The organism is Streptomyces bauhiniae, assembly GCF_004784475.1.
Taxonomy (GTDB): Bacteria; Actinomycetota; Actinomycetes; order Streptomycetales; family Streptomycetaceae; genus Streptomyces; species Streptomyces seoulensis.
Map to the genome: position 1 here is coordinate 871,201 of NZ_SRRT01000002.1, position 20,692 is coordinate 891,892.

General features: G+C 71.0%; 23 protein-coding genes. 4 read left to right on the forward strand and 19 right to left on the reverse strand.

What is annotated here, in order from left to right:
* Positions 1-3: 3 nt before the first annotated feature.
* From E5083_RS09270 to E5083_RS09305, 8 genes are all read right to left on the reverse strand, one after another.
* A complete protein-coding gene (locus E5083_RS09270) occupies positions 4-396 on the reverse strand; it encodes a P-loop NTPase family protein (protein WP_135785102.1) in 393 nt (130 codons plus the stop codon).
* 55 nt (positions 397-451) lie between these two features.
* Positions 452-1,267, reverse strand: coding sequence for an ATP-binding cassette domain-containing protein (locus E5083_RS09275; RefSeq protein ID WP_244317442.1), 816 nt, complete (start codon positions 1,265-1,267; stop codon positions 452-454).
* 5 nt (positions 1,268-1,272) lie between these two features.
* Complete coding sequence (locus E5083_RS09280) at positions 1,273-2,331, reverse strand: ABC transporter permease (RefSeq protein WP_135785104.1); 1,059 nt, start codon at positions 2,329-2,331, stop codon at positions 1,273-1,275.
* Positions 2,331-3,350: a sugar ABC transporter substrate-binding protein gene (locus E5083_RS09285; RefSeq protein ID WP_135785105.1), complete on the reverse strand. Its 1,020-nt coding sequence runs from the start codon at positions 3,348-3,350 to the stop codon at positions 2,331-2,333. Before E5083_RS09285 ends, E5083_RS09280 begins: the two co-directional genes overlap by 1 nt.
* A gap of 162 nt (positions 3,351-3,512) precedes the next feature.
* Positions 3,513-4,397 carry an alpha/beta hydrolase gene (locus E5083_RS09290; RefSeq protein WP_135785106.1) on the reverse strand — a complete coding sequence of 295 codons (885 nt, stop codon included), beginning with the start codon at positions 4,395-4,397 and terminating at the stop codon, positions 3,513-3,515.
* 123 nt (positions 4,398-4,520) lie between these two features.
* Positions 4,521-5,918, reverse strand: a complete 1,398-nt coding sequence (locus tag E5083_RS09295; RefSeq protein WP_135785107.1) for an amino acid permease — start codon at positions 5,916-5,918, stop codon at positions 4,521-4,523.
* 261 nt (positions 5,919-6,179) lie between these two features.
* The gene (locus tag E5083_RS09300) at positions 6,180-7,967 is read right to left on the reverse strand and encodes an FAD-binding dehydrogenase (RefSeq protein ID WP_135785108.1); all 1,788 of its coding nucleotides are present in this window, start codon (positions 7,965-7,967) and stop codon (positions 6,180-6,182) included.
* Between the two features lie 173 nt (positions 7,968-8,140).
* Positions 8,141-8,491 (reverse strand): (2Fe-2S) ferredoxin domain-containing protein, encoded by a 351-nt coding sequence (locus E5083_RS09305; protein ID WP_135785109.1) that lies wholly within the window; start codon positions 8,489-8,491, stop codon positions 8,141-8,143.
* 124 nt (positions 8,492-8,615) lie between these two features.
* On the opposite strand from E5083_RS09305, the gene E5083_RS09310 reads away from it, so the two are divergent.
* Positions 8,616-9,557, forward strand: a complete 942-nt coding sequence (locus tag E5083_RS09310) for a sporulation protein (RefSeq protein WP_135785110.1) — start codon at positions 8,616-8,618, stop codon at positions 9,555-9,557.
* A gap of 71 nt (positions 9,558-9,628) precedes the next feature.
* Positions 9,629-10,084: a tellurite resistance TerB family protein gene (locus tag E5083_RS09315; protein ID WP_031181433.1), complete on the forward strand. Its 456-nt coding sequence runs from the start codon at positions 9,629-9,631 to the stop codon at positions 10,082-10,084.
* Positions 10,085-10,113: 29 nt separating this feature from the next.
* On the opposite strand, the gene E5083_RS09320 is transcribed toward E5083_RS09315, so the two are convergent.
* From E5083_RS09320 to E5083_RS09350, 7 genes are all read right to left on the reverse strand, one after another.
* On the reverse strand, positions 10,114-11,040 hold the full coding sequence (locus E5083_RS09320) for a M56 family metallopeptidase (protein ID WP_135785111.1): 927 nt from the start codon (positions 11,038-11,040) through the stop codon (positions 10,114-10,116).
* A gap of 7 nt (positions 11,041-11,047) precedes the next feature.
* Positions 11,048-11,434: a BlaI/MecI/CopY family transcriptional regulator gene (locus tag E5083_RS09325; protein WP_135785112.1), complete on the reverse strand. Its 387-nt coding sequence runs from the start codon at positions 11,432-11,434 to the stop codon at positions 11,048-11,050.
* A gap of 54 nt (positions 11,435-11,488) precedes the next feature.
* Positions 11,489-11,695 carry a twin-arginine translocase TatA/TatE family subunit gene (locus tag E5083_RS09330; RefSeq protein ID WP_135785113.1) on the reverse strand — a complete coding sequence of 69 codons (207 nt, stop codon included), beginning with the start codon at positions 11,693-11,695 and terminating at the stop codon, positions 11,489-11,491.
* Positions 11,696-11,868: 173 nt separating this feature from the next.
* Positions 11,869-12,228: a PRC-barrel domain containing protein gene (locus E5083_RS09335; RefSeq protein ID WP_135785114.1), complete on the reverse strand. Its 360-nt coding sequence runs from the start codon at positions 12,226-12,228 to the stop codon at positions 11,869-11,871.
* A gap of 133 nt (positions 12,229-12,361) precedes the next feature.
* Positions 12,362-12,562 carry a hypothetical protein gene (locus E5083_RS09340; protein ID WP_135785115.1) on the reverse strand — a complete coding sequence of 67 codons (201 nt, stop codon included), beginning with the start codon at positions 12,560-12,562 and terminating at the stop codon, positions 12,362-12,364.
* Positions 12,559-12,975: an ATP-binding protein gene (locus tag E5083_RS09345; RefSeq protein WP_135785292.1), complete on the reverse strand. Its 417-nt coding sequence runs from the start codon at positions 12,973-12,975 to the stop codon at positions 12,559-12,561. The genes E5083_RS09340 and E5083_RS09345 overlap by 4 nt, the downstream gene beginning before the upstream one ends.
* A 124-nt stretch (positions 12,976-13,099) precedes the next feature.
* Complete coding sequence (locus E5083_RS09350) at positions 13,100-14,302, reverse strand: helix-turn-helix domain-containing protein (protein ID WP_135785116.1); 1,203 nt, start codon at positions 14,300-14,302, stop codon at positions 13,100-13,102.
* Between the two features lie 110 nt (positions 14,303-14,412).
* Between E5083_RS09350 and E5083_RS09355 the strand changes: the two genes are divergently transcribed.
* On the forward strand, positions 14,413-15,414 hold the full coding sequence (locus E5083_RS09355; RefSeq protein WP_135785117.1) for a permease: 1,002 nt from the start codon (positions 14,413-14,415) through the stop codon (positions 15,412-15,414).
* The gene (locus E5083_RS09360) at positions 15,411-16,118 is read left to right on the forward strand and encodes a TIGR03943 family putative permease subunit (protein ID WP_135785118.1); all 708 of its coding nucleotides are present in this window, start codon (positions 15,411-15,413) and stop codon (positions 16,116-16,118) included. The genes E5083_RS09355 and E5083_RS09360 overlap by 4 nt, the downstream gene beginning before the upstream one ends.
* A 38-nt stretch (positions 16,119-16,156) precedes the next feature.
* On the opposite strand, the gene E5083_RS09365 is transcribed toward E5083_RS09360, so the two are convergent.
* From E5083_RS09365 to E5083_RS09380, 4 genes are all read right to left on the reverse strand, one after another.
* Positions 16,157-18,229 (reverse strand): ATP-binding SpoIIE family protein phosphatase, encoded by a 2,073-nt coding sequence (locus E5083_RS09365; protein ID WP_135785119.1) that lies wholly within the window; start codon positions 18,227-18,229, stop codon positions 16,157-16,159.
* A gap of 103 nt (positions 18,230-18,332) precedes the next feature.
* Entirely contained in the window at positions 18,333-19,238 is a 906-nt protein-coding gene (locus tag E5083_RS09370; protein ID WP_135785120.1) for a hypothetical protein, read from the reverse strand.
* On the reverse strand, positions 19,235-20,140 hold the full coding sequence (locus tag E5083_RS09375) for an ABC transporter ATP-binding protein (protein ID WP_135785121.1): 906 nt from the start codon (positions 20,138-20,140) through the stop codon (positions 19,235-19,237). Before E5083_RS09375 ends, E5083_RS09370 begins: the two co-directional genes overlap by 4 nt.
* A complete protein-coding gene (locus E5083_RS09380; protein WP_135785122.1) occupies positions 20,115-20,540 on the reverse strand; it encodes a GntR family transcriptional regulator in 426 nt (141 codons plus the stop codon). Before E5083_RS09380 ends, E5083_RS09375 begins: the two co-directional genes overlap by 26 nt.
* Positions 20,541-20,692 lie beyond the last annotated feature (152 nt).

A 20,692-nucleotide genomic window follows, 5' to 3' on the forward strand; every position in this document is an offset into this window, starting at 1 on the left:
GCCTCAGCGGTCGATGGCCGCTATCCCGTCCAGCCTCGACTCCCGCATGATCCGGGTCACCGTGTCCGCCAGGGCGCTGCTCGCGTCGATGACGGTCTCGAGTCCGCCGGGGAGCAGGCCGCGTTCCCGGTACCAGTCGCGCAGGTGGTCGTCAGTGACGTGGGACAAGTAGGCCGCGTCACCCTTCGTGGCGTGCCGGACGAGGGTCTCGGTCAGCGGCACGTCCAGGTAGTAGCAGCGGGAGACGCCCCGGTGCTCGCGCACGAGGTCCGCCAGCATCGTGCCGTAGTGGTTGCGGCCGAACCGTGCGCGCAGCCCGGCCGCGACCGAGGACTTGCCCGAGGCGCTGTTGCCCCGGACGACGATCAGCCGGGTCTCCTCGGTGCCGACTGTCATCAGTCTGGCCCAGCCACGCGGGTATGCAAGGCACCCGTCCGCCCGGAGGCCGGCATCACGGCAGCTCCGCCACATCCACCCCCCGCACCTGAGCCAACTCATGCTTGAGCGCCGCGAGTTCCGCGCCGCCCGACATGTGGTTGGTCAGGTCCTCCAGTGTGATGTCCCCCCGCGCCGCGCTGAGTTCGAGCGTGCCGAGACGTAGGACGGTGAAGTGGTCGCCGACCATGTAGGCGTGGTGGGGGTTGTGGGTGATGAAGATGACGCCGAGGCCCCGGTCGCGGGCGGCGGCGATGTACTTGAGGACCACCCCGGACTGCTTGACGCCGAGCGCGGCGGTCGGCTCGTCCAGGATCAGTACGCGGGCGCCGAAGTGGACGGCGCGGGCGATGGCCACGCACTGGCGCTGGCCGCCGGAGAGGGTGCCGATGGGCTGTTCCAGGTCGTCCAGGGCGATGCCCATCTCGCGGAGTTCGCGGTCGGCGGTCTCCTTCATCCGGGCGATGTCCAGGCGGCGCAACGGCCAGGGCCCCTTGGTGAGTTCGGAGCCGAGGAAGAAGTTCCGCCAGACCGGCATCAGCGGGATGGTGGCGAGGTCCTGGTAGACGGCGGCGATACCCTTGGCGAGGGCGCCGCGCGGGCTGTCGAAGCGCACCGGCTCACCGTCCACGAGGAATTCGCCCTCGGTGTGCCGGTGCAGGCCCGAAATGATTTTGATCAGCGTGGACTTGCCCGCACCGTTGTCCCCGAGCACACAGGTGACCCGGCCCGCGTGCACGGTCAGGTCGACGCCATGCAGGGCGCGTACATTGCCGTACGACTTGCCCGCGTCGCGCAACTCCACCAGTGGGGCGGTGTTTTGGTCGGTCATCTCACTCACCTCCGGGTCGCGGTGCGCTGGACCCACAGATTGATCAGGACGGCGCCGAGCAGCATCACGCCGAGGAATGCCTTGAACCAGTCGGGGTTCCAGCCCGCGAAGACGATGCCCTGGTTGACCATGCCGAACATGAACGCACCGAAGACCGGCCCGATCGCGGACCCCGCGCCGCCGGTGAGCAGACAGCCGCCGATCACCGCGGCCGCGATGTAGATCAGCTCCTGGCCCACGCCCTCGCCGGACTGCACGGTGTTGAACGCGAACAGGTTGTGCATCCCGACGAACCACGCGCCGAAGCTGACCAGCATGAACAGCGTGATCTTGGTGAAGTCCACCCGGACACCCACCGCGCGGGCGCTCTCCTTGCTGCCGCCGACCGCGAAGATCCAGTTGCCGTACCTGGTACGCAGCAGCACCCAGGTGGCGAGCGCGGCGAAGGCCAGCCAGTAGAAGACGGTGATCTTCACCTGGACGCCCCCGATGCCGACCGAGGACGCGAAGACCGCCTTGGCCTGGCCGAAGCCGTCCATGTCGCTGATGTCGTCGGTGGCGACATTGCCGGTGACCAGCTTGGTGACGGCGAGGTTGACGCCCTGGAGGATCAGGAAGGTGCCGAGGGTGACCAGGAAGCTGGGCAGCCCGGTACGCACCACCATCCAGCCGTTGAACGCGCCGATGGCCAGGGAGAGTACGAGCGAGACGAGGACGCCGGTCCAGACGTTCACCGTCAGTTGGTAGCTGAGCATGCTCGCGGTGAGCGCCGAGGTGATGACCGCGACGCCGGAGGACAGGTCGAACTCCCCGCCGATCATCAGCAGGGCGACCGGCAGCGCCATCAGCCCGATGGTGGAGCACTGGTAGAGCACGGTGGCCATCGAGTCGCCCTGGCGCAGGCTGGGCGCGGCGACGAGGAAGAACACCATCACGGCCAACGCGCCCAGGAACACGCCCACTTCCGGCCGGGCGATCAGCCGCAGGGCGAGCGGTCGCCCGGCGCCCGGTGCCGGGCCGGACACAGGGCCGGACGCCGGTTCCGTCTGCTGGGCGGTGCTCATCAGCGGGTGCCCTTCGCCGCGAACTCGGCGACCCGGTCCACGTTGGACTTGTCCACGAAGGCCGGACCGGTGAGCACCGGCTGCTCGCCGCCCCCGCTGTAGTTGCCGTTGTTCTTGTACAGCCACAGCGAGTCAACGGCCAAGTAGCCCTGGAGGTAAGGCTGCTGGTCGACGGCGAACTCGATGGTGCCCTTCTTGATCGCGCCGGTGAGGTCCTTGTTGAGGTCGAAGGTGGCGACCTCGGCCTTGCCGCCCGCGTCGGCGACGGACTGCACGGCGGTCAGCGCGAACGGGGCGCCGAGGGTGACGACATGGTCGAGGGAACTGTCCTGCTTCAGCTTGGCGGTGATGGTGGACTGCACGGAGGGCCGGTCGGTGCCGTTGACGTACAGCGTCTCGGTCTTGCCGGAGAAGGTCTTCTTCACGCCGTCGCAGCGCTGGGTGAGGCCGACGTTGCCCTGCTCGTGGATCACACACACGATCTTCTTCGCCCCGACCTCGTTCAGCTTCTTGCCGAGCGCCTCGCCGGCGACGCTCTCGTCCTGCCCGAAGAACTGGAGCAGTCCGAGCTTCTTCCAGTCGGTGAGCCCGGAGTTGAGGCCGACCACAGGTATCTTCGCCCCGTTCGCCTTGGCGATGACGTCCTTCATCGCGCCGGGCTTGGCGAGGGTGAGCGCGATGCCGTCCACCTTCTGGTCGACGGCGTTCTGCACCAGGTTCGCCTGGGTGCCCGCGCTGGGGTCGGCGGAGTAGACGAGCTTGATGTTGTCCTTGGCGGCGGCCGCCTCGGCGCCCTTGCGGACGATGTCCCAGAAGGTGTCGCCGGGCGACTGGTGGGTGACCAGGGCGACCGTCATCCGGGGGGTGTCGGCCTTGCCGGCCGGTGCTCCCGATCCGCCCTCCGCCGCCTTCTTCCCGCCGGAGTCGCTGGAGCAGCCGGCGAGGGTGAGGGCCGCGGCGGCGGCCACCGCGACGACGGGGGCCAGTCGGCGCGAGCGCGAGCGAGAAGAGCGGTCCATCTGTCCTGCACCTCACTGTGCTGGGGAGGGTGAGCGCTGTTGCGTCGGGACGGGATACAAGTCCCTGCCGGGTCCGGTGTCAATGGTTTGTCCAGACATGACAGCAGGGGCAGGCCAGGGCGTCGGCACAAAGGGGTATTTCCCCTGTCACCGATGAGCCGGTCAGCCGGTGAGTGCGGCGAGTTCACCGAGGACACGCGCCGCCGGCGCCGGGTCGACCAGCCACTTCAGATGGCTGCCGGGAAGCGTGCGTACGTCGTAGGGGTTGTCCGGGGTCAGTGCGTCGCCCTCGCGGATGAGCCGGTCCTGGAGGGCGAGCGGCATGCTCGCGTCGTCGGCGAGGCGGACGTAGGTCTTCGGGACACGGCCCCAGGTGTCCGCCCGGGCGCGGTCGGCCGGGGTGCCCGTGTCGAGGTTCTCGTCGGGCTGGAAGGTGTTGAGGAAGACGAGGAACTCGTCGTCGGTGCCGTCCGCGAGGAAGGCGGCCTTGAGCGCGGCGAGGGCCTCCGGGTCCGCGGTGCGGAAGTTGACGCGGAGCAGGCCCAGTTCGGCCGGGTTGCCGACCAGGGCGAGGGCGAGCGAGGCGGGGTCGGCGGTCGCCATCTCCGGCTCGGCGTAGTACTGCCCCGCCTCCAGCTCCACCGGCGCCCAGGCCGAGACGTACACCAGCCGGTCGATCAGGTCCGGCCGGGCGTTGGCGACGACGGTGGCCGTGATGCCGCCGCGGCTGTGCGCGACGAGGATGACGGGACCGTTCTGCTTGGCCCGCTCCAGCACCCCGATCAGGTGCGCCACGTTGTCGGCGAGCGTGACGCCCCTGATCGCGCCGGGCGCGGCGGCGAGCGCATCGGGGTCCTGTGGTGCCTGGTAGGCGTGCGTGTAGGTGGCGGCGAAGCCGTGGCCGGGCAGGTCGACGGCGACCGAGCGGTGCCCGAGCAGGCCCAGCTCGGCCTGGAGGGGCGCGAAGGAGAAGGAATTGGCGAAGGCTCCATGCACCAGTACGAACGTCGGCTGCACCGTCTGATCACTCCCCGCTGGACCGGTCATCGGTCGGCCACCGTAAGCGGCCGAAGATCACCGGCACCAGCGGTAGGAGGCGCTCCGCTTGTGCGGGTGGCGGGTACGCCGAAGCCCGGCGGTCTCCGATGAGGCCGCCGGGCTCCGGGTGGATCAGCCTTCGACGCGGCGCCGTCGTCCGGCCATCACGGCGTAGACCAGGATGCCGACGAACAGGAACAGCACGCCCTGGTAGACCGCCGCGTAACCCGCGCCCGCGACCAGCCAGATGGAGAAGCCCGCGGCGACGGCGGCGATCACCGCGTCGCGCACCAGCCGCCGTCCGTCGACCTCGTCGCGGCGGCCGGAGGCGAGGTGGTGGAGCTGCGCGGCCGTGGCCAGCAGATACGGCACGGTCGCGGTGAAGGTGGTGACCAGCACCAGCACCTCGAAGACGTGCGCCGAGCCCGCCATGAAGTTGTAGACGGTCAGCAGCGAGGACAGGACGACCGTCACGCCGACGCCCACGGTCGGCACCCCGCGCCGGCGCCGGGTGAAGGCGGCCGGGAAGAGCCCGTCGCGTGCGGCGGCGTACGGGGTCTGGGCGCTGAGCAGGGTCCAGCCGTTGAGGCAGCCGGTCATCGAGACCAGCGCGGCCAGCGCCACCGCCCAGCCGCCCCAGGTGCCGCCGAACATGGCGTTCACCGCGTCGGAGAAGGGCGCGGTCGACTTGACCAGGCTGTTGTGGGCGACGGTGCCGAAGACCGCGACCGTGCCGAGCAGGTAGACCAGCGCGGCGCCGGCGGTGCCGATCACGGTGGCCCGGCCGACGTTGCGGCGGGCGTCGCGGACCTCGCCCGCGCTGACGGCGGCGGACTCCACGCCGAGGTAGGAGTAGAGCAGCAGCGCGGCGGACGCGGAGATCGCGCCGACCGGGCTGCCCCCGCCCGCGTTGAACGGGCCCAGCTTGTCCGGGTCGAAGAAGAACAGCCCGCCGACCGCCACGAGCAGCAGCGGTACGAACTTCAGCACCGTGGAGACCAACTGCACGGCGCCCACCCAGCGGGTGCCGGCGAAGTTGGCGAGCGCCGGGAGCCACTGGATGACCAGGGCTGCGAGGCAGGCGGTCCAGCGGTGGTGGCTGACCGGGATCAGTACGTCCAGGTAGCCCACGGCGGCGACGGCGAGCGCGGCGTTGGACACCCAGGTGGTGATCCAGTACGCCCAGGCCGCGAGGAAGCCGGCGAAGTCGCCGAACGCCTCGCGGGCGTAGACGTACGGCCCGCCGGTGCGCGGGTCGCGCTGGGCGAGGCGGCCGAAGACCAGGGCGAGCGCGATGGCGCCGACCGTGAGGACGCCGAGGGCGACCAGACTGACCGTGCCGTAGGGGGCGACGGAGGCGGGGAGCAGGAAGATGCCTCCGCCGATGATGTTGCCCATGACCAAGGCGGTGGCGACGGGCAGCCCGAAGCGGCGGGCGTGCTTGGTCGCGGTGGAGCCCGGTTCCTCGGCCGGGGCGCCGAGGGGGTCCGTCGCCGGAGCCGGCGGCGGAACGGTCCCGGTGACCTGCATGAGTGGGGATTACCTCTCGCGGAACTGGCCGTGACCGGCACAGAGGGGGGACGGGCGGTGACCTGGCTCACGGGAAAAGGCCAGGTGAACGGCCCTCCCGGAGCACCGGGCCAGGCCCAATGGTCGGTGATGCCCCGACTCGCCGCCAAATCACCGCTTCTTGTCCCGTCCCGTCCACATGATCACGCAAAAACCGCGCTTACGGGGGCTTGACACCGGCAGATGTTCACCCATTCCGGCAGGCCACTCCAGGGACCCGCCTCAGGTCGCCGTCGCCGCGGCCGCCGCCCGGCCCGCCTGGCGTCCGGAGAAGAGGCAGCCGCCGAGGAAGGTGCCCTCCAGCGAGCGGTAGCCGTGCACTCCCCCGCCGCCGAAGCCCGCGACCTCCCCGGCCGCGTACAGCCCCGGCACCGGTTCGCCGGAGGCGCCGAGCACGCGCCCGGAGAGGTCGGTCTGGAGCCCGCCGAGGGTCTTGCGGGTGAGCACGTTGAGCCGTACGGCGATCAGCGGGCCGGCCGACGGGTCGAGGATCTTGTGCGCGGGGGCGGTCCGGCTGAGCGAGTCCCCGATGTAGGAGAGGGCGTTGCGGATGCCCATGACCTGCACGTCCTTGGTGTACGGGTTGTCCATCTCCCGGTCGCGCGCCTCGATCTGCCCCTTCAGCCGGGCCAGGTCGATCAGGTTGTCGCCGGTCAGCTTGTTCATGCCGGCCACCAGCTCGGACAGTGTGGTGGCGACCACGAAGTCCGCGCCGTTCTTCTTGAACTTCTCGATCGGCTCGGGCGTCTGCCAGATCCGGGACAGGAGCTGCCAGACGTTCTTGTTGGTGAGGTCCGGATTCTGCTCCGAGCCGGAGAGCGCGAACTCCTTGGCGATGATCTTCTGTGTGGTCACGAACCATGAGTAGTCGTAGCCGGAGGCGGTGATCGAGCCGAGGGTGTGCAGGGTGTCGTAGCCGGGGAGGTCGGGGGTGCCGAAGCGCTTGCCTGTGGCGTCGAACCACATGGAGGACGGGCCGGGCAGGATGCGGATGCCGTGGCCGGGCCATATGGGGTCGTAGTTGCGCAGCCCCTCGGTGTAGTGCCACATCCGGTCCGGGTTGACGATGCGGCCGCCGGCCCGCTCGGTGATGGCGAGCATCCGCCCGTCGACGTGCGCGGGCACCCCGGTGACCATGGTCTTGGGCGGCGTCCCGAGCCGCGCGGGCCAGTTCTGGCGTACGAGGTCGTGGTTGGCGCCGATGCCTCCGGAGGTGACGACCACCACCGGCGCCCGCAGCTCGAACTCGCCGATCACGGTACGGGAGCTGGGCTTGCCGCGGGCCGCGCTGCTGGGCTCCAGGACGGCTCCGCGCACGCCGGTCACGGCGCCGCCCGTGGTGACGATGCCGTCGACGCGATGCCGGAATCTGAAGCCGGCCTTCCCGGCCGCCACCGCCGCCCGCACCTTCTTCTCGAACGGCTCGACCACGGCCGGCCCCGTGCCCCAGGTGACATGGAAGCGCGGCACCGAGTTGCCGTGCCCGTCCGCGAGGCCCCCGCCGCGCTCGGCCCAGCCGACGATCGGGAACCACTGCACACCCAGCCCGGCGAGCCAGGACCGTTTCTCCCCGGACGCGAAGTCGACGTACGCCTCGGCCCACTTGTACGCCCAGTGGTCCTGGCCCGCCGGATCGGCCACGCCCCGGTCGAACCCGGCGCTGCCCAGCCAGTCCTGCCAGGCGAGGTCGTGGGTGTCCTTGACGCCCATCAGCCGCTGTTCCTCGGAGTTGACGAAGAACAGCCCGCCGAACGACCAGAACGCCTGCCCGCCGAGACTCGCCTCCGGCTCCTGGTCCAGCAGCAGCACCTTCCGTCCGGCTGCGGCGAGTTCGGCCGTGGCGACCAGTCCCGCGAGGCCGTGTCCGACGACGATCGCGTCCGCGTCCTGCGACTCCCCGGCGAAGGCCGGGAAGGCATGGGCGGCCAGCGCAGTCCCGGCGAGCATTCCACCGGTGACGGTGAGGGCACGGCGACGGGTGATCCCTGCGGGAGCGATGGGGTTGTCCATGGCTGCCTTTCGTCGGAGTTTCACCGGAGATTCGTCGGTGCGGGGTGACGAACGAAGGCTGCCGAGGCAGGGAGGAAGTGCTGACGGTCGCCGTCGGCAGGTGTTACCGACGGTAGCCCAGGGGGTGCGGGGCGACCAGAGTCGTGCTCCAACTCTGTTGTGACGTAGGCGAGTTACGGCCTGCCTGGCGGGTTGAAGGCGTACAGATCGAGGATGTCGGGCAGCGGCGCGACGCCCGGTCCGCCGGCGTGCACCCAGCCGAGGATGTCCTCGGTGGCGTCGGGGTCGTTGACGAGGCCGAGCCAGACCGGACGGCCCCCGGCCGCGCGTCCGGCGGCGGAGGGCTGGACGACGATCACATTGGCCTGGTCGCACACATCGAGACAGTCGGAGATCCGCACGGGCGCACTCTCGGCGAGCCGGGCGGTCTGCGCGGCATGGTCGACCCCGGTCACCTTGGGACTGCCGCAGCAGCAGTCCCGGCACACCACGATCCGGCAGGGGGCGGGCTTCATCTCGGGCATGCCGTGATCGTTTCATCCGGGACGGTGGAACGTCAGTGCCACCCCGGCTCGTTGGTGGACCGGGCCCTTGTGGCCACTTATGCTTCTACAGACTTGTAGAAGCAAGAAAGGGAGTGGACGCCGCATGGTGTTCAAGAGGCTGCTCGGCTCGCTCGGTGTGGGAGGGCCCACGGTGGACACCGTGCTGGACCCCGGTGCCGTGCTGCCCGGCGGCACGCTGTCGGGAGAGGTCCGCCTGGCGGGCGGGTCGGCCGCGGTCGACGTCGACCACATCACGCTGGAGCTGGTCGCCCGGGTGGAGGCCGAGCACGAGGACGGCGAGAGCGAGGGCTCGGTCGTCTTCGAACGGTTCACCGTGGGCGGCGGGTTCAGGCTCGGCGAGGGCGAGCGGCGCGCGGTGCGGTTCGACGTGCCGCTGCCCTGGGAGACCCCGGTCACCGAGCTGTACGGACAGCCGCTCGGCATCGTGCTGGGCGTGCGGACCGAGTTGGCGGTCAGCGGGGCGCGGGACAAGGGCGACCTGGACCCACTGGCCGTACGGCCGCTGCCGGTTCAGGAGGCCGTCCTGGAGGCGCTCGGTCAACTGGGCTTCGGCTTCCGGTCGGCCGACCTGGAGTACGGCCGTATCGGCGGTACGGGTCAGCAACTCCCCTTCTACCAGGAGATCGAGCTGACCCCGGCTCCGCAGTACGCGTACGGGGCGAGCGAGTTCGAGCTGACCTTCCTCGCGCATCCCGGTGGCATGGAGGTCGTGGTGGAGGCCGACAAGCGGGGTGGATTCCTGGGCGGCGGGCATGACGCGCTCGGCCGGTTCACCGTGTCCCACGATGTGACCGGGGGGGACTGGAACACGCTGGTCGACGGCTGGTTCCGGCAACTGCTGGAGAGCCGTCCGGCGGCGGTGTACGCCGAGCCGCACCACCAATCCCGGCCCGGCATGGGCATGGGCACCGCCGTCGCGGCGGGTGCGGCCGGGCTGGCCGTCGGCGTGGTCGGCGGGATGGTCGCGGCCGAAGTCGTCGACGAGGTGGGCGACTTCTTCGAGGGCGACGAAGAAGAGGACTGAGGAACTTCCCTATTACAAGGGACACTTGGGAGTCGGGCACGGCTCCTTCCATTTCGAGATCTGGAGTACTCATGGCCCTGTGGGACCGCATCAAGGATTCCGCCGCCACCATGCAGACGCAGTTGGTGGCGCGGAAGAACGACCTCAAGAGCGGCGCCTTCCGTGACGCGTCGATGGCGATGTGTGCGCTGGTGGCCGCCGCCGACGGCACGGTGGACCCGTCCGAGCGGCGCCGGGTCGCCCAACTCATCGCGAGCAATGAGGTGTTGCAGAACTTCGACGCCATGGACCTCCAGCGCCGGTTCGAGGACAACCTCGGCAAGCTGACCGCCGACTTCGACTTCGGCAAGGTCAGTGTGCTCCAGGAGATCGCCAAGGCGAAGAAGAAGCCCGCCGAGGCGCGTGCCGTCATCCAGATCGGCATCGTGATCGGCGGCGCGGACGGCGACTTCGACAAGGACGAGCAGGGCGTGGTCCGCGAGGCGTGCTTCGCCCTCGACCTGCCGCCGCACGAGTTCGACCTCTGAGCCATACGAGTTGACGGGGGCGGCCGCCTCTACAGCGGGGTGGCCGCCTTCAGTACGAGGAAGAGTGTCACCGCCGAATTGGCCGAGGACAGCGCCGAGATCATCGTTCCGGCGGCGGCTGTCCAGGCCGCCACTCCCACGGCGGTGAACAGCGAGGGCCAGACGTGTACGGCGGGTGCAGGCCCCAACAGCGCGGCCACCCGGCGCGGTACCGGTCCCGGCGCGGCGAATCCGGCCAGCACAGGGTGCGGCCGCGAGACCAGCGCCGCCTTGCCGATGGCGTGGGCCACCGTCTGCCGGCTGCGCACCACCCCGGCCGCCTCCTCGTCCGCCCACCGCTCCACGGTGTACGACACCGCCGTACGCAGCGGACGCAGGAACGGGTTGGCCCGCGCGGCCAGTTGGACCAGCAGCAGGAACCGATGGTGGCCGCCCGCCAGATGCGCCCGCTCGTGCGCGAACAGCGCGCGCCGCTCCCGTGTGGCCAGTTGGGCCAGCATGCCGGTCGACACCACCACGCGTCCACGGTTCCGGCCCGGAAGGGCGTACGCGTAGGGCTCCGGGTCGGGCAGCACGGCGACCGTACGCCGGGGCAGGCCCGCGAGGCTCCGCTCGGCGCGCCGCCGTACCCGCACATGCCGCCAGAGCACGCGTGAGCAGCCCGCGAGTACGGCCAGCAGGGCGGGAATGGCGGCCTGGCCCGCGACCTCGTCGTACGGGACGGCCTCGCGCACCTCGTCGTCCGACCAGGCGTCCGGCAAGGGGTTGCCGGGGAGTTGGGCGGTGCCGACCACCATGAGCAGGGTCAGGCAGAGCGTGCTGCACAGGGCCAGCGCGCAGGCGGTCACGGTGAGCAGCCAGGTCGCGGCGCGGGGGTGCAGCCGTTGTTCGGCCAGCCGGGCGACCGGCCATGCCGTCAGGGGGAGCACCAGCGGCAGCAGGACGAACACGCCCATGGATCTCTCAGCCTTCTCCGTCCGGGACCGACTCGCCCAGCAGGTGCCGCAGGAGACGTTCGTCGTCCGGTGCGAGGGAGGTGACGAAGCGGGACAGCACGGCCTCGCGGTCGCTCTCGCCGTCGAGCACCTTGCGCATGCGGTGCGCGGCGAGGCCGGCCTGGTCGGAGACCGGGGTCCATACGAAGGAGCGGCCGGCGCGTTCGCGGGTGACGGCGCCCTTGGCGAGGAGGCGGGTGAGGATGGTGATGACGGTGGTGTAGGCGAGGTCGCCGCCGAGGTGTTCCTGCACCCAGCCGGCGGACGCGGGCGTACGGGCCTCGCGCAGGGCGGAGAGCACCAGCCCCTCCAACTCGCCCTGGCCCCGTCGCCGGGTACGCCGCTGGTCGTTCACGCCCACTCCTTTCCCTTCCGCCGTGGGTAGATCGTAGGCCGCCTTCGGGCGTGCTCAGCTCCGTTCGTCGCGGGGGAGGACGGTGCCCTCGACGACGGGGCCGGGGGCGGGCGGGGCGTCCTGGGTGCGCAGGGCGCGGGCCTCGCTCTTGAAGATGCGGGTGGCCTGGCCGGCCGAGCGGACGAGTCCGGGCAGCTTCCGTACGCCGAGGAGGACGATCAACACGATGAGGAGCAGGGCGACTTCACTCAGGCCGAACATCGGATGCGGTTCCTCCCAGCGGGGCGGTGGCCGGGACCGGTCGGCCCCGCCCACCATCATTATCTACATTGCTGTAGAAGTCTCGTACAGAGTCCGGCTGGGAACGGCAGCAGGGCCCGGCGGTCGCTCCCCCGGACCACCGGGCCCTGCTCCTGCACGCGCGAACGTCCCGCTCAGTGCCCCGGGCCGTACTGGCCGTAGTGGCCGCTGATCTGGTCCCGGTACGCCGGGTCGCCCAGATGCTTGTCCTTGTCGAACTCGGGGGCGTCCTTGATCTGGTCCTTGGTGCGCGCCACGTGCAGCGTCCGCTCCTCGTGGTCGATCCCGGTGATCGTCCCGGCCGGCAGCAGGACCTCCTTGCCGAAGATCCACACCCCGGTGTCCACGACGATGTACTGCTCCCCCACATCGTTCGAGTGCTTGTCCACCTTGCCGATGTGCCCGTCGAGCGCCTCGACCTTGTACCCGCTCAGATCAGCGTCCGGCGTGTGCCCAGCGGTCGGGCCATAGCTCCAGATGTTCTCGGCAGTCATAGACCACACCTCCATACTCCAGCCCCAGGAGGTGGATGCGGTCCACATCCGTTCTCCCACCAGGGGCGTAACGAGCAGGTGTCCGGCCTGGGGGCGAACAAACCCGAGGTCCCTCATAGGGGTGGTATTCGGCCTAAGGCTCCTCGCGCATCTCCTCGCGCGGCATCACCACGGTGAGCCGCTCGGGGGCCAGCGACGTCCACTGCCCCGTCCCGAATTCCGGCCGAAGCACCCACAGGAACCCGCCGCGCACGTCCGTGACGATGCCGCGCCGGCCGGCGTCCTCATCGTGGACCAGATCACCGACCCAGGCCGTGCCCTCGCCGCCGCTCACCGTCGCGCCTCCAGCTCGGCCCACACGATTTTTCCCCAGCGCCGCTCATCACAGCCCCAACCGGTGGCCAAGGCGGCCACGAGCAGCAGTCCGCGCCCTTCTTCCTCGTTCAACCCGGGTAAGCATGGGACGGGTCCGGTGCGGGAGAGGTCGGCGACAGCGAGCCGGACCGTTCGTTGAGCGGTGCGCTCGACGATCACGCGAACGCTTGCCCGACGAGCGTGCCGCACGGCGTTCGACACCAGCTCGGTGACCACCAGGACACCGTCTTCGGCCAGGTGGTCCAGTGCCCAGACCGCCAGCGCGGCCCGTACCAGGCGTCTCGCCACGGCCGCGCTCTCCGGTTGGCGCGGCAGAGTCTCGCTGTAGCCGGGAAAGCCCGTGGAACGGGCCCGCGTTGTGGGTTGCGGCATGTCGGTCTGCACTCTCGGGTCGGCCGGTCCTCGGGCCGCGCGTGCGGCAACCGAGGCAGTGTGCGTTCATGAAATCGGCACGCCGAGGGCGCTGACAGGGACGTTGCGTCCCACTTTCGCCACGCTATTCGCGGACCCCCAGGAACTCCGCCAACGCGGCCAGACCCGGTGGGTGGTTGGGGAGGTTCCACAGGTCGCGGACGATGGCTACGGCCAGGGTGTGGTGCTGCATCCAGGTGGGGGCTACACGGCGTAGGGACTCCAGGGTTTTGACCGCGCCCGCCGCGTCGCCGGTGTCGGTGTGGGCTCGGGCCACGTCCAGGAGGAGCCAGGTGCGCCAGGACGGTGGGGTGTCCTTGCTCAGTCGCATGCCCTTGGCCAGGGCGAGGGCATCCTGCGGGTGGCCGTACTGGACGGCGAGACGGACGCGTTCGATGCGGACCGAGGAGGGGCTGAAGACGCTGACCATGCGGTTGTCGCCGGCCTCGGGAAGCTTGGAGACCCTCGCGGCCTCCTTCTCCGCCATCTCCATCATCGCCGCCGCACGCTCGTAGTCGCCGCTTCTCGCGGCCGAGGTGGCCGCGCTCATGGTGAGCGCGCCCCACACCTTCAGGGCGTCGGCGGTGTTGGTACGGCCCATTTCGGCGGCGGCGCGGAGGGCGATGCTCAGGGCGTCGTCGAGGCGCCCCTGCCGCTGGTACGTCCACGCCACGGAGTTGACGATCATCGGGACCAGCAGGGGGTCGCCGGACTGCCCGGCGGCACCTATGGCACGCTCCAGGCTCGTCAGGGCGAGGTCCGTCTTGCCCATGCGTACGGCTACATGCCCGGCGAGCTGAAGTGCCTTGGCCAGGACGGCGAAACCGGCCTTACGGTCGTCCTCGTCCGCCGAGGCCGTCGCCGTGCGCGCGTGCGAAATCAGGTCCGGGAGCGCCTTCATCACCGTGTCGAACTCGGCGGAATGGTACTGCGTCCAGCCGTCCGCGATCTGCTCCCGCAGCCGAGCGGGGGAGAAGTCGGCCGTCGGCGGGGCGGGTTCGGGCCCCCACAGCACCGGCATGACCGCGCGCCGCATCGCCACGAAACGCGGTCCGTCGTTCTCTCCGGAGGAGACGGCGGGCGGATCGCCCAGCAGCGTGGTCAGCTCCACACCGAGGCCGTTCACCAGCGCGTGCAGCGTGGGAAGACGGGCGGAGTGCTTCCGCCCCTGTTCCAACTGGCGGATCACGTCCACGGACACGTCGGAGCGGTCGGCAAGCTCCTCCTGCGTCAAGGACGCCAGCCGCCGCAGACGGCGCAGATTCCGCCCCAGATCATCGTTTGCCACCCCGCCACCGTACGCCGCCGTCCGTCGCCGACAGCCCTCAAGGCAGCCCCGGTAACTGCGGTCGCTATGTTGATCCGATCAGACGAGTAGCGAGCGGCAGGGGTGGGCGGATGCAGGGGACGGCGGACCGTGTGCCGGCGGCTTCCGCCGGGCCGGGGTGGCTGCGGTACTGGCCGTTGGTTCTGCTCGGTGCCGCTGTTCTTCCAGGTGCGGCGGTGTTTCTCGTCGGGCGGTGGGCCGAGGCGCCGGCCGTGCAGGCGTGGCGGACTGTCGCGCTTGCCGTGTTTTTGCAGGCGGTGCCGTTCATGTTGCTGGGGACGGCGTTGTCGGGGGCGATCAACGCGTTCGTGCCGGCGTCCGTGTTCACGCGGCTGTTGCCGAAGCGGGCGGCGTTGGCCGTGCCGGTGGCGGGGGTCGCCGGAGTGGTGCTGCCGGGGTGTGAGTGTGCGTCGGTGCCGGTGGCCAACAGCCTGATCGGGCGCGGAGTTGAGCCTGCGGCGGCGTTCGCGTTCCTGCTGTCGGCCCCGGCCGTGAACCCGATCGTGCTGACCGCGACGGCGGTGGCCTTCCCGGGTCAGCCCATGATGGTGCTGGCCCGCCTGCTGGCCTCGCTCATCGTGGCGGCCCTGATGGGCTGGCTGTGGCTCTGGCGCGGCAAGGCGGAGTGGCTGCGGCCGGCCGTACGGCACACCGGGCACCACCACGGGCAGAGCCGCTGGGCGGAGTTCCGCAGCGGCTTCCAGCACGACTTCCTGCACGCGGGCGGCTTCCTCGTGGTGGGCGCGCTGGCGGCGGCCACCTTCAACGTGTCCGTACCCCCGTCCGTACTCGACGCGTTCGCCGGCTCGGCCTGGCTGTCCGTGCCGTTCCTGGCGGGGCTGGCCGTGCTGCTCGCGGTGTGCTCGGAGGCGGACGCCTTCGTGGCGGCCTCGCTGACCGGCTTCTCGCCGGTGGCACGGCTGACGTTCATGGTGGTCGGCCCGATGGTCGACCTGAAGCTGATCGCCTTGCAGGCGGGGACATTCGGGCGGGCCTTCGCCGTACGGTTCTCCGCCGCGACAGCGCTCGTGGCGATCGTGTGCAGTGCGGTGATCGGAGGGGTACTGCTGTGAGACGTCCCGTACAGGCGGCGCTGCTCGTCCTCAGCGGCCTTGCGCTGCTACGGGTTTCGCTGTTCTCCGACCTGTATCTGCGCTACGTCAAGGCGGGCATGCGCCCCCTGCTGATCGCCTCCGGCGCCGTACTGCTGACGCTCGGCCTCGCGGAGGCGTGGTCCTGGTACCGCCGTACGCGCCACGACGGCGACCACCTCCCACCCCGCACCGCCTGGCTCCTGTTCCTCCCCGTCCTCAGCCTCGCCCTCTGGGCCCCACCGGCGCTCGGCGCGTACACGGCGGCCCGCGAAGCCCCGAAGTCCACCACCACCCAGCCCCAGGACTTCGACCCCCTCCCCGCGACGTCCCCGATCCCCCTCACCCTGGGGGACTTCACGGACCGCGTGCGCGAGGACCACACCAAGGCGATCCGCACGAGGACCGTTCAGATGACAGGCTTCGCAACCCCAGCAGGCCACGGCGGCGGCTGGTACCTGACCCGCCTGATCATCAACTGCTGTGCAGCGGACGCCCAGTCGGTGAAGGTCCGCGTCTACGGCGCCCCATCCCCGAAGCCCGACACCTGGGTCACGGTCACCGGCGTCTGGCACCCCCACTGCACCCTCGGCACCTCCTCGGCCGAAGTAGCCCTGACCGCCCACACCTTGAAGAAGATCCACCGCCCCACGAACGGCTACACGGACGCCCTCCCCTTGGGCTGAGTTACCCAAGTAACCCCGAGACGCGGCGGGTTACCCGATCAGCCATCTTCCTCGTCCCGCTTCTCCGGCGTGTCCACCTCCGCCCAGATCGTCTTCCCACCCCCGCTCTCGTACCGAGTCCCCCACCGGTCCGCGAGCTGGGAGACGATGAACAACCCCCGCCCGCCCTCGTCCCCTTCCTGCGCGTGCCGCAGCAGGGGGGCGTTGCCGCCCGTGTCGGAGACCTCGATCGTCAGGGCCTGGTCGAAGATGAGGCGGAGGCGGGCCGGTGGGGTGCCGTGGCGGACGGCGTTGCCGGCGAACTCGCTGACGATCAACTGGCCGTTGAAGCGGATGTCCTCGTCCAGCCCCCATGCGCGCAGGTGTTGCTCGCAGCAGGCGCGCGCGGCCTCCGCGGCCTGGGGGCCGTCAGGAAGGGCGAGGGTGGCGACGCGATCGCGGGGGAAGGCCATGACCCGGCAGACGAGCACCTGCGCCTCGGTCGCGCGCGGGTGCGAGGTGAGCAGGCCGGACAGTTCGTCGCAGAGGGCCCGCGGGTCCACGCCGTCGGAGTCGGGGAGCCGGTCCAGCGCCCGGCGCAGCACGCCGGGTATCTCGGCAGGGTCGTCGGTGAGTCCGGGGGTGTGCAGGATCAGCAGCGACTCGGGCGGGACGGCGGCCGTGACGGACGGGATCGGTTCGGCCGGACCGCCGAGGGACGGCCCCTCGGGCGTGGTGATGGTGTCGATCGTGCGGTCGGGACGCACGAGCAGCACCTCGGGACCGCCCGCCCGCGCCACCGTGACCTCGCACGACAGCGGGTCCCACTCCGCGTAGGTGCACCCGGCGCGCAACCGCCCCGACTCCCGCTGGGCCTCGCTCCGGTCCCGCGCCAGCGTGGCGGTCGTACGGCTCAGCCGTGCCAGCAGCTCCCCCGGCTGGAGGTCGAGCGTGGCGAGGGAACGTCCGGCGGTCCGCAGCTCGCCCATCGTGGTGGCCGTCCGTACGCCGAACCCGGTGACCTGCCCGACGGCGAGCCCCGTGCGCGCCCCCGACAGCGGCATCACGTCGAACCAACCGCCCCCGCTCTCGTCGCCGGGCAGCCGCAGGTCGGCGATGTCGAGCGCGGCCCCGGTCGGTGGCTGTCTCGGCAGCAGGGAGTGCTGGATGGCGAGCGCGATGGTGTGCTCGCGGTGGAAGCGGCTGGCGTGGTCCAGGCACCGCGCGGTGTGTACGCAGACCTTCTCGACGAGGGCGATGTCCTCGCGGGAGAAGGGGGCCGGCGTCTCGCCCCGGTAGAGCAGCAGCAGGCCGAGCACCGTCCCCTCGCGCATGATCGGCGCCGCCAGCAGCGCGTGTGCCCCGGCCGCGCGCAGCAGGCGTTTCAGCGCGGGTTCGGCGTCCAGCCAGCCCGTGTCGGACTCGATGTCCGTGGCGCGCGGAACGTGGGCGGCGAGGAGCGGGACGAAGAGGCTTTGGTCGGCGGGCCACACATGGCTGCCCTCGGGGGCTCCGCTGCACGCGATCGGGCACAGCGGCTCGGTGTGGTGCCGGGTCAGCGGCGGGGGTTCGCCCTGGGTCATGTGCTCGGCGAGGGCGATGACGACGGTGTCGGCGGCGCCGGGCACGAGGGCGTCGGCGAGTTCGGCGCAGGTGGTGTCGTGGTCCAGGGTCTCCCCGACCTCGCCCTGGATGGCGGCCAGCCGCCGCAGCGGGTCGGTACCGGAGTCCGCCTCCTCCGGGGTGATGTCCGCGATGGTGCAGATGAGCCCGGAGCCCTCCTGGCCGGGCGGCAGCGGGAAGAGCGAGAGGCAGAGGGTGCGGGGGCCCTGCCGGGAGGTCTCGCGGGTGCGGACCAGCCGGTTCAGCGAGGCCACACCGCTGCTGCGTACGTCGCGTGCGTCGGCCGTCTCGGTCTCGGGGTCGCGCAGCGGGAGTACGTCGGTGATCACCTTGCCGGTCGGATCGGTGCCGGCCAGCAGGTGGTGCGCGGCCTCGTTGCACTCGGTGACACGCAGCTCGTCGTCGAGGACGAGGATCGCCAGCGGCGAGGCCGCCAGCGCCGCACAGGCCACGCGCATGGCCTCCGGGCAGGTCTCAAGGGTCCGCTCGCGTCGGGCGTCGCCTTCCATGGCACCTCCCTAACCAGCATGCGCAACACGCTGGCGGGGCGCATTCCGGGGGCACGACTGCGCCCCGGCGATCACCTTCGCCGGGGCGGAGCCAGGTTCCGGGTCAGGCCGTGCGGCGGTGGATGACGCGGAAGGCGGCGAGGGTCAGCAGGGCTGCCGCCAGGAGGACCAGGGCGGTGGAGGCGAGCTGGTACGGCCAGTAGTCGCCGGGGGTCAGGGTGTTGGTGAGGTAGGCGTCCTGGGGCAGGGTGTCGTAGAACATCAGGCCGAGTACGCCGCCGGGGTGGAATCCGTCGACCTTGGAGAGCACCGGGAGGTCGAGCAGCAGCATCGCGCGGGACCGGACGAGCACGGCGGCCACCAGCCAGGTCAGCAGCGGGGCGGCGATGAGCGTGGGCCACAGCCGGCGCAGGTACGTGCCGGTCAGGGCGCCGGCCGCGACGCCGAGGACGACGTACGCGACGGTGACCGGACCGATCGTGTAGTACGCGTTCTGCCGCTCGGCACCGTAGGTGAGCAGGTTGAGGCCGAAGGCGTGCACGACGCTCACCCGGTACAGCGCCACCAGCGGAACGGTCAGCGCCACGACGATCCCGGCCAGCGTGGCCCAGCGGACGCCGAACCAGCGCCGGGGGGTGACCGTCTGGGTGAGGGCGAGGACCACACGCCGGGTCTCCCATTCACGTGCGGTCAGCACACCGGTGAGGAGCGCGGCGAACAGCGCCGGCTGGAAGGCGAGCATGGCGCCGTCATCCATGAGTTTCGCCGTCATCATGTGGGCGTCATCCGCGTAGCGCCCGAAGTGGTACGCCTCGCTGCCGACGCGGTTCCGCAGCGCGACGGCGTCGGCCCAGCCGTAGTAGTGGTACACGATCTGGATGCCGATACGCAGGGCCAGCAGCAGGAGGATCACGCCGGGGACCCAGTACTGGCGCAGGGCGATCCCCGCGAGGGGCCTCAGGCGGCCGGGCCGGGGGGACGTCGGGGCGGCGGCGATGGCGGCGCTCATGCGGCGGTGTCCTTGCGGGGCGATATGGCGGCGGGAAGGGACGAGCCGGTGAGGTGGGCGAGCACCAGCTCCTCCACGGAGGGCGGCCGCACCTCCCAGTCGGCGGGGAGCGGACCCGCGCGGCGGATCAGGGCGGTGGTGCCGCGCCCGGCGGGGCGGGACTCGACGACGGCATGACCGGCGAGCCGCTCGGCGCCGCCCGCGAAGGCCACCACCGCGTGGGCGTCGGTCAGTTCGTCCATGTCGCCGCACAGCCGGGCCGTCCCCGCGTCGAGGAGCAGCAGGTGGTCGCAGACGTCGGTCAGCTCGGACAGGATGTGCGACGACATGATCACCGTGGCGCCGGTGTCGGCGACGTGCGCCATGAGCAGGCCCATCAGCTCCTGGCGGGCGAGGACGTCGAGGTCCGCCATCGGCTCGTCGAGCAGCAGCAGGTCGGCGCGCTTGCCGAGGGCGAGGGCCAGGGCGATCCGGGTGCGCTCGCCGCCGGACAGGCTGCCGACACGGTCGCCCTTGCCGAAGCGGGAGGGGTCGGCGAACCGTTCCGCCAGCTCCGCGTCCCAGTGGCCCTCGTTGAGCCGCGCGCCCAGGCGCAGCGTCTCGGCCACGGTGAACCGGGGGAACAGCGGCCGGTCCTGCGCCAGGTAGGCGACCCGCGGATTGCCTACGCGGGTCGGCCGGCCGAAGACCTCCACAGTGCCGGAGGTGGGACGCCGCAGCCCGGCCGCCAGCTCCAGCAGGGTCGACTTGCCCGCGCCGTTCGGTCCGACGAGCGCGCAGACGACCCCGGCGGGGACGGCGAAGGTGCAGCCGTCGAGCGCGTCCGGACCACTGCGCCGGTATCTCCTGGTGACGCCGTCCGCGGCGAGCGCCGCTTCAGGACTGCTGGTGGGGAACGACATCGGGTTCCTTCGATGAGTGCTTCGACAAGTAGAGGTCTTCGAGGACGGCGGTGAACAGCGCGGAGAGGTCCTCGCGCTCCAGCCCCGCCGTACGGGCCCGCGCCGCCACGTCCGCCAGTTCCGCCCGCCAGGGCGAGTCGCCGGCGGAGGCACCGAGCGTGCCGGTGATGAACGTCCCGTGCCTGCGCCGGGTCTCGACCAGGCCCTGGGACTCCAGCTCTCGGTACGCCTTGAGCACGGTGTTGGGGTTGAGTGCGGTCGCCTCCACGACCGCACGGGCGGTCGGCAGCCGGTCACCGGGTTCCAACTGGCCCAGCCGGAGGGCCTGTTGGACCTGCTGGACGATCTGGACGTAGCTGGGTACCCCACTGGCCCGGTCGATCCGGAAGGCGAACGCCACGAGTGAACCCCGCTTTCAACCAATGAACTAATGGAATGATGCATTGAAGATTCCGGGCCCGTCAAGGCCCCTCCTGGCGGCGATGTGCCGCTCCCCTGAATGGGTCGGTGCGCTCGCCCGCGCCATGGCGGTGCGGAAGGGTGGGCGGGGCC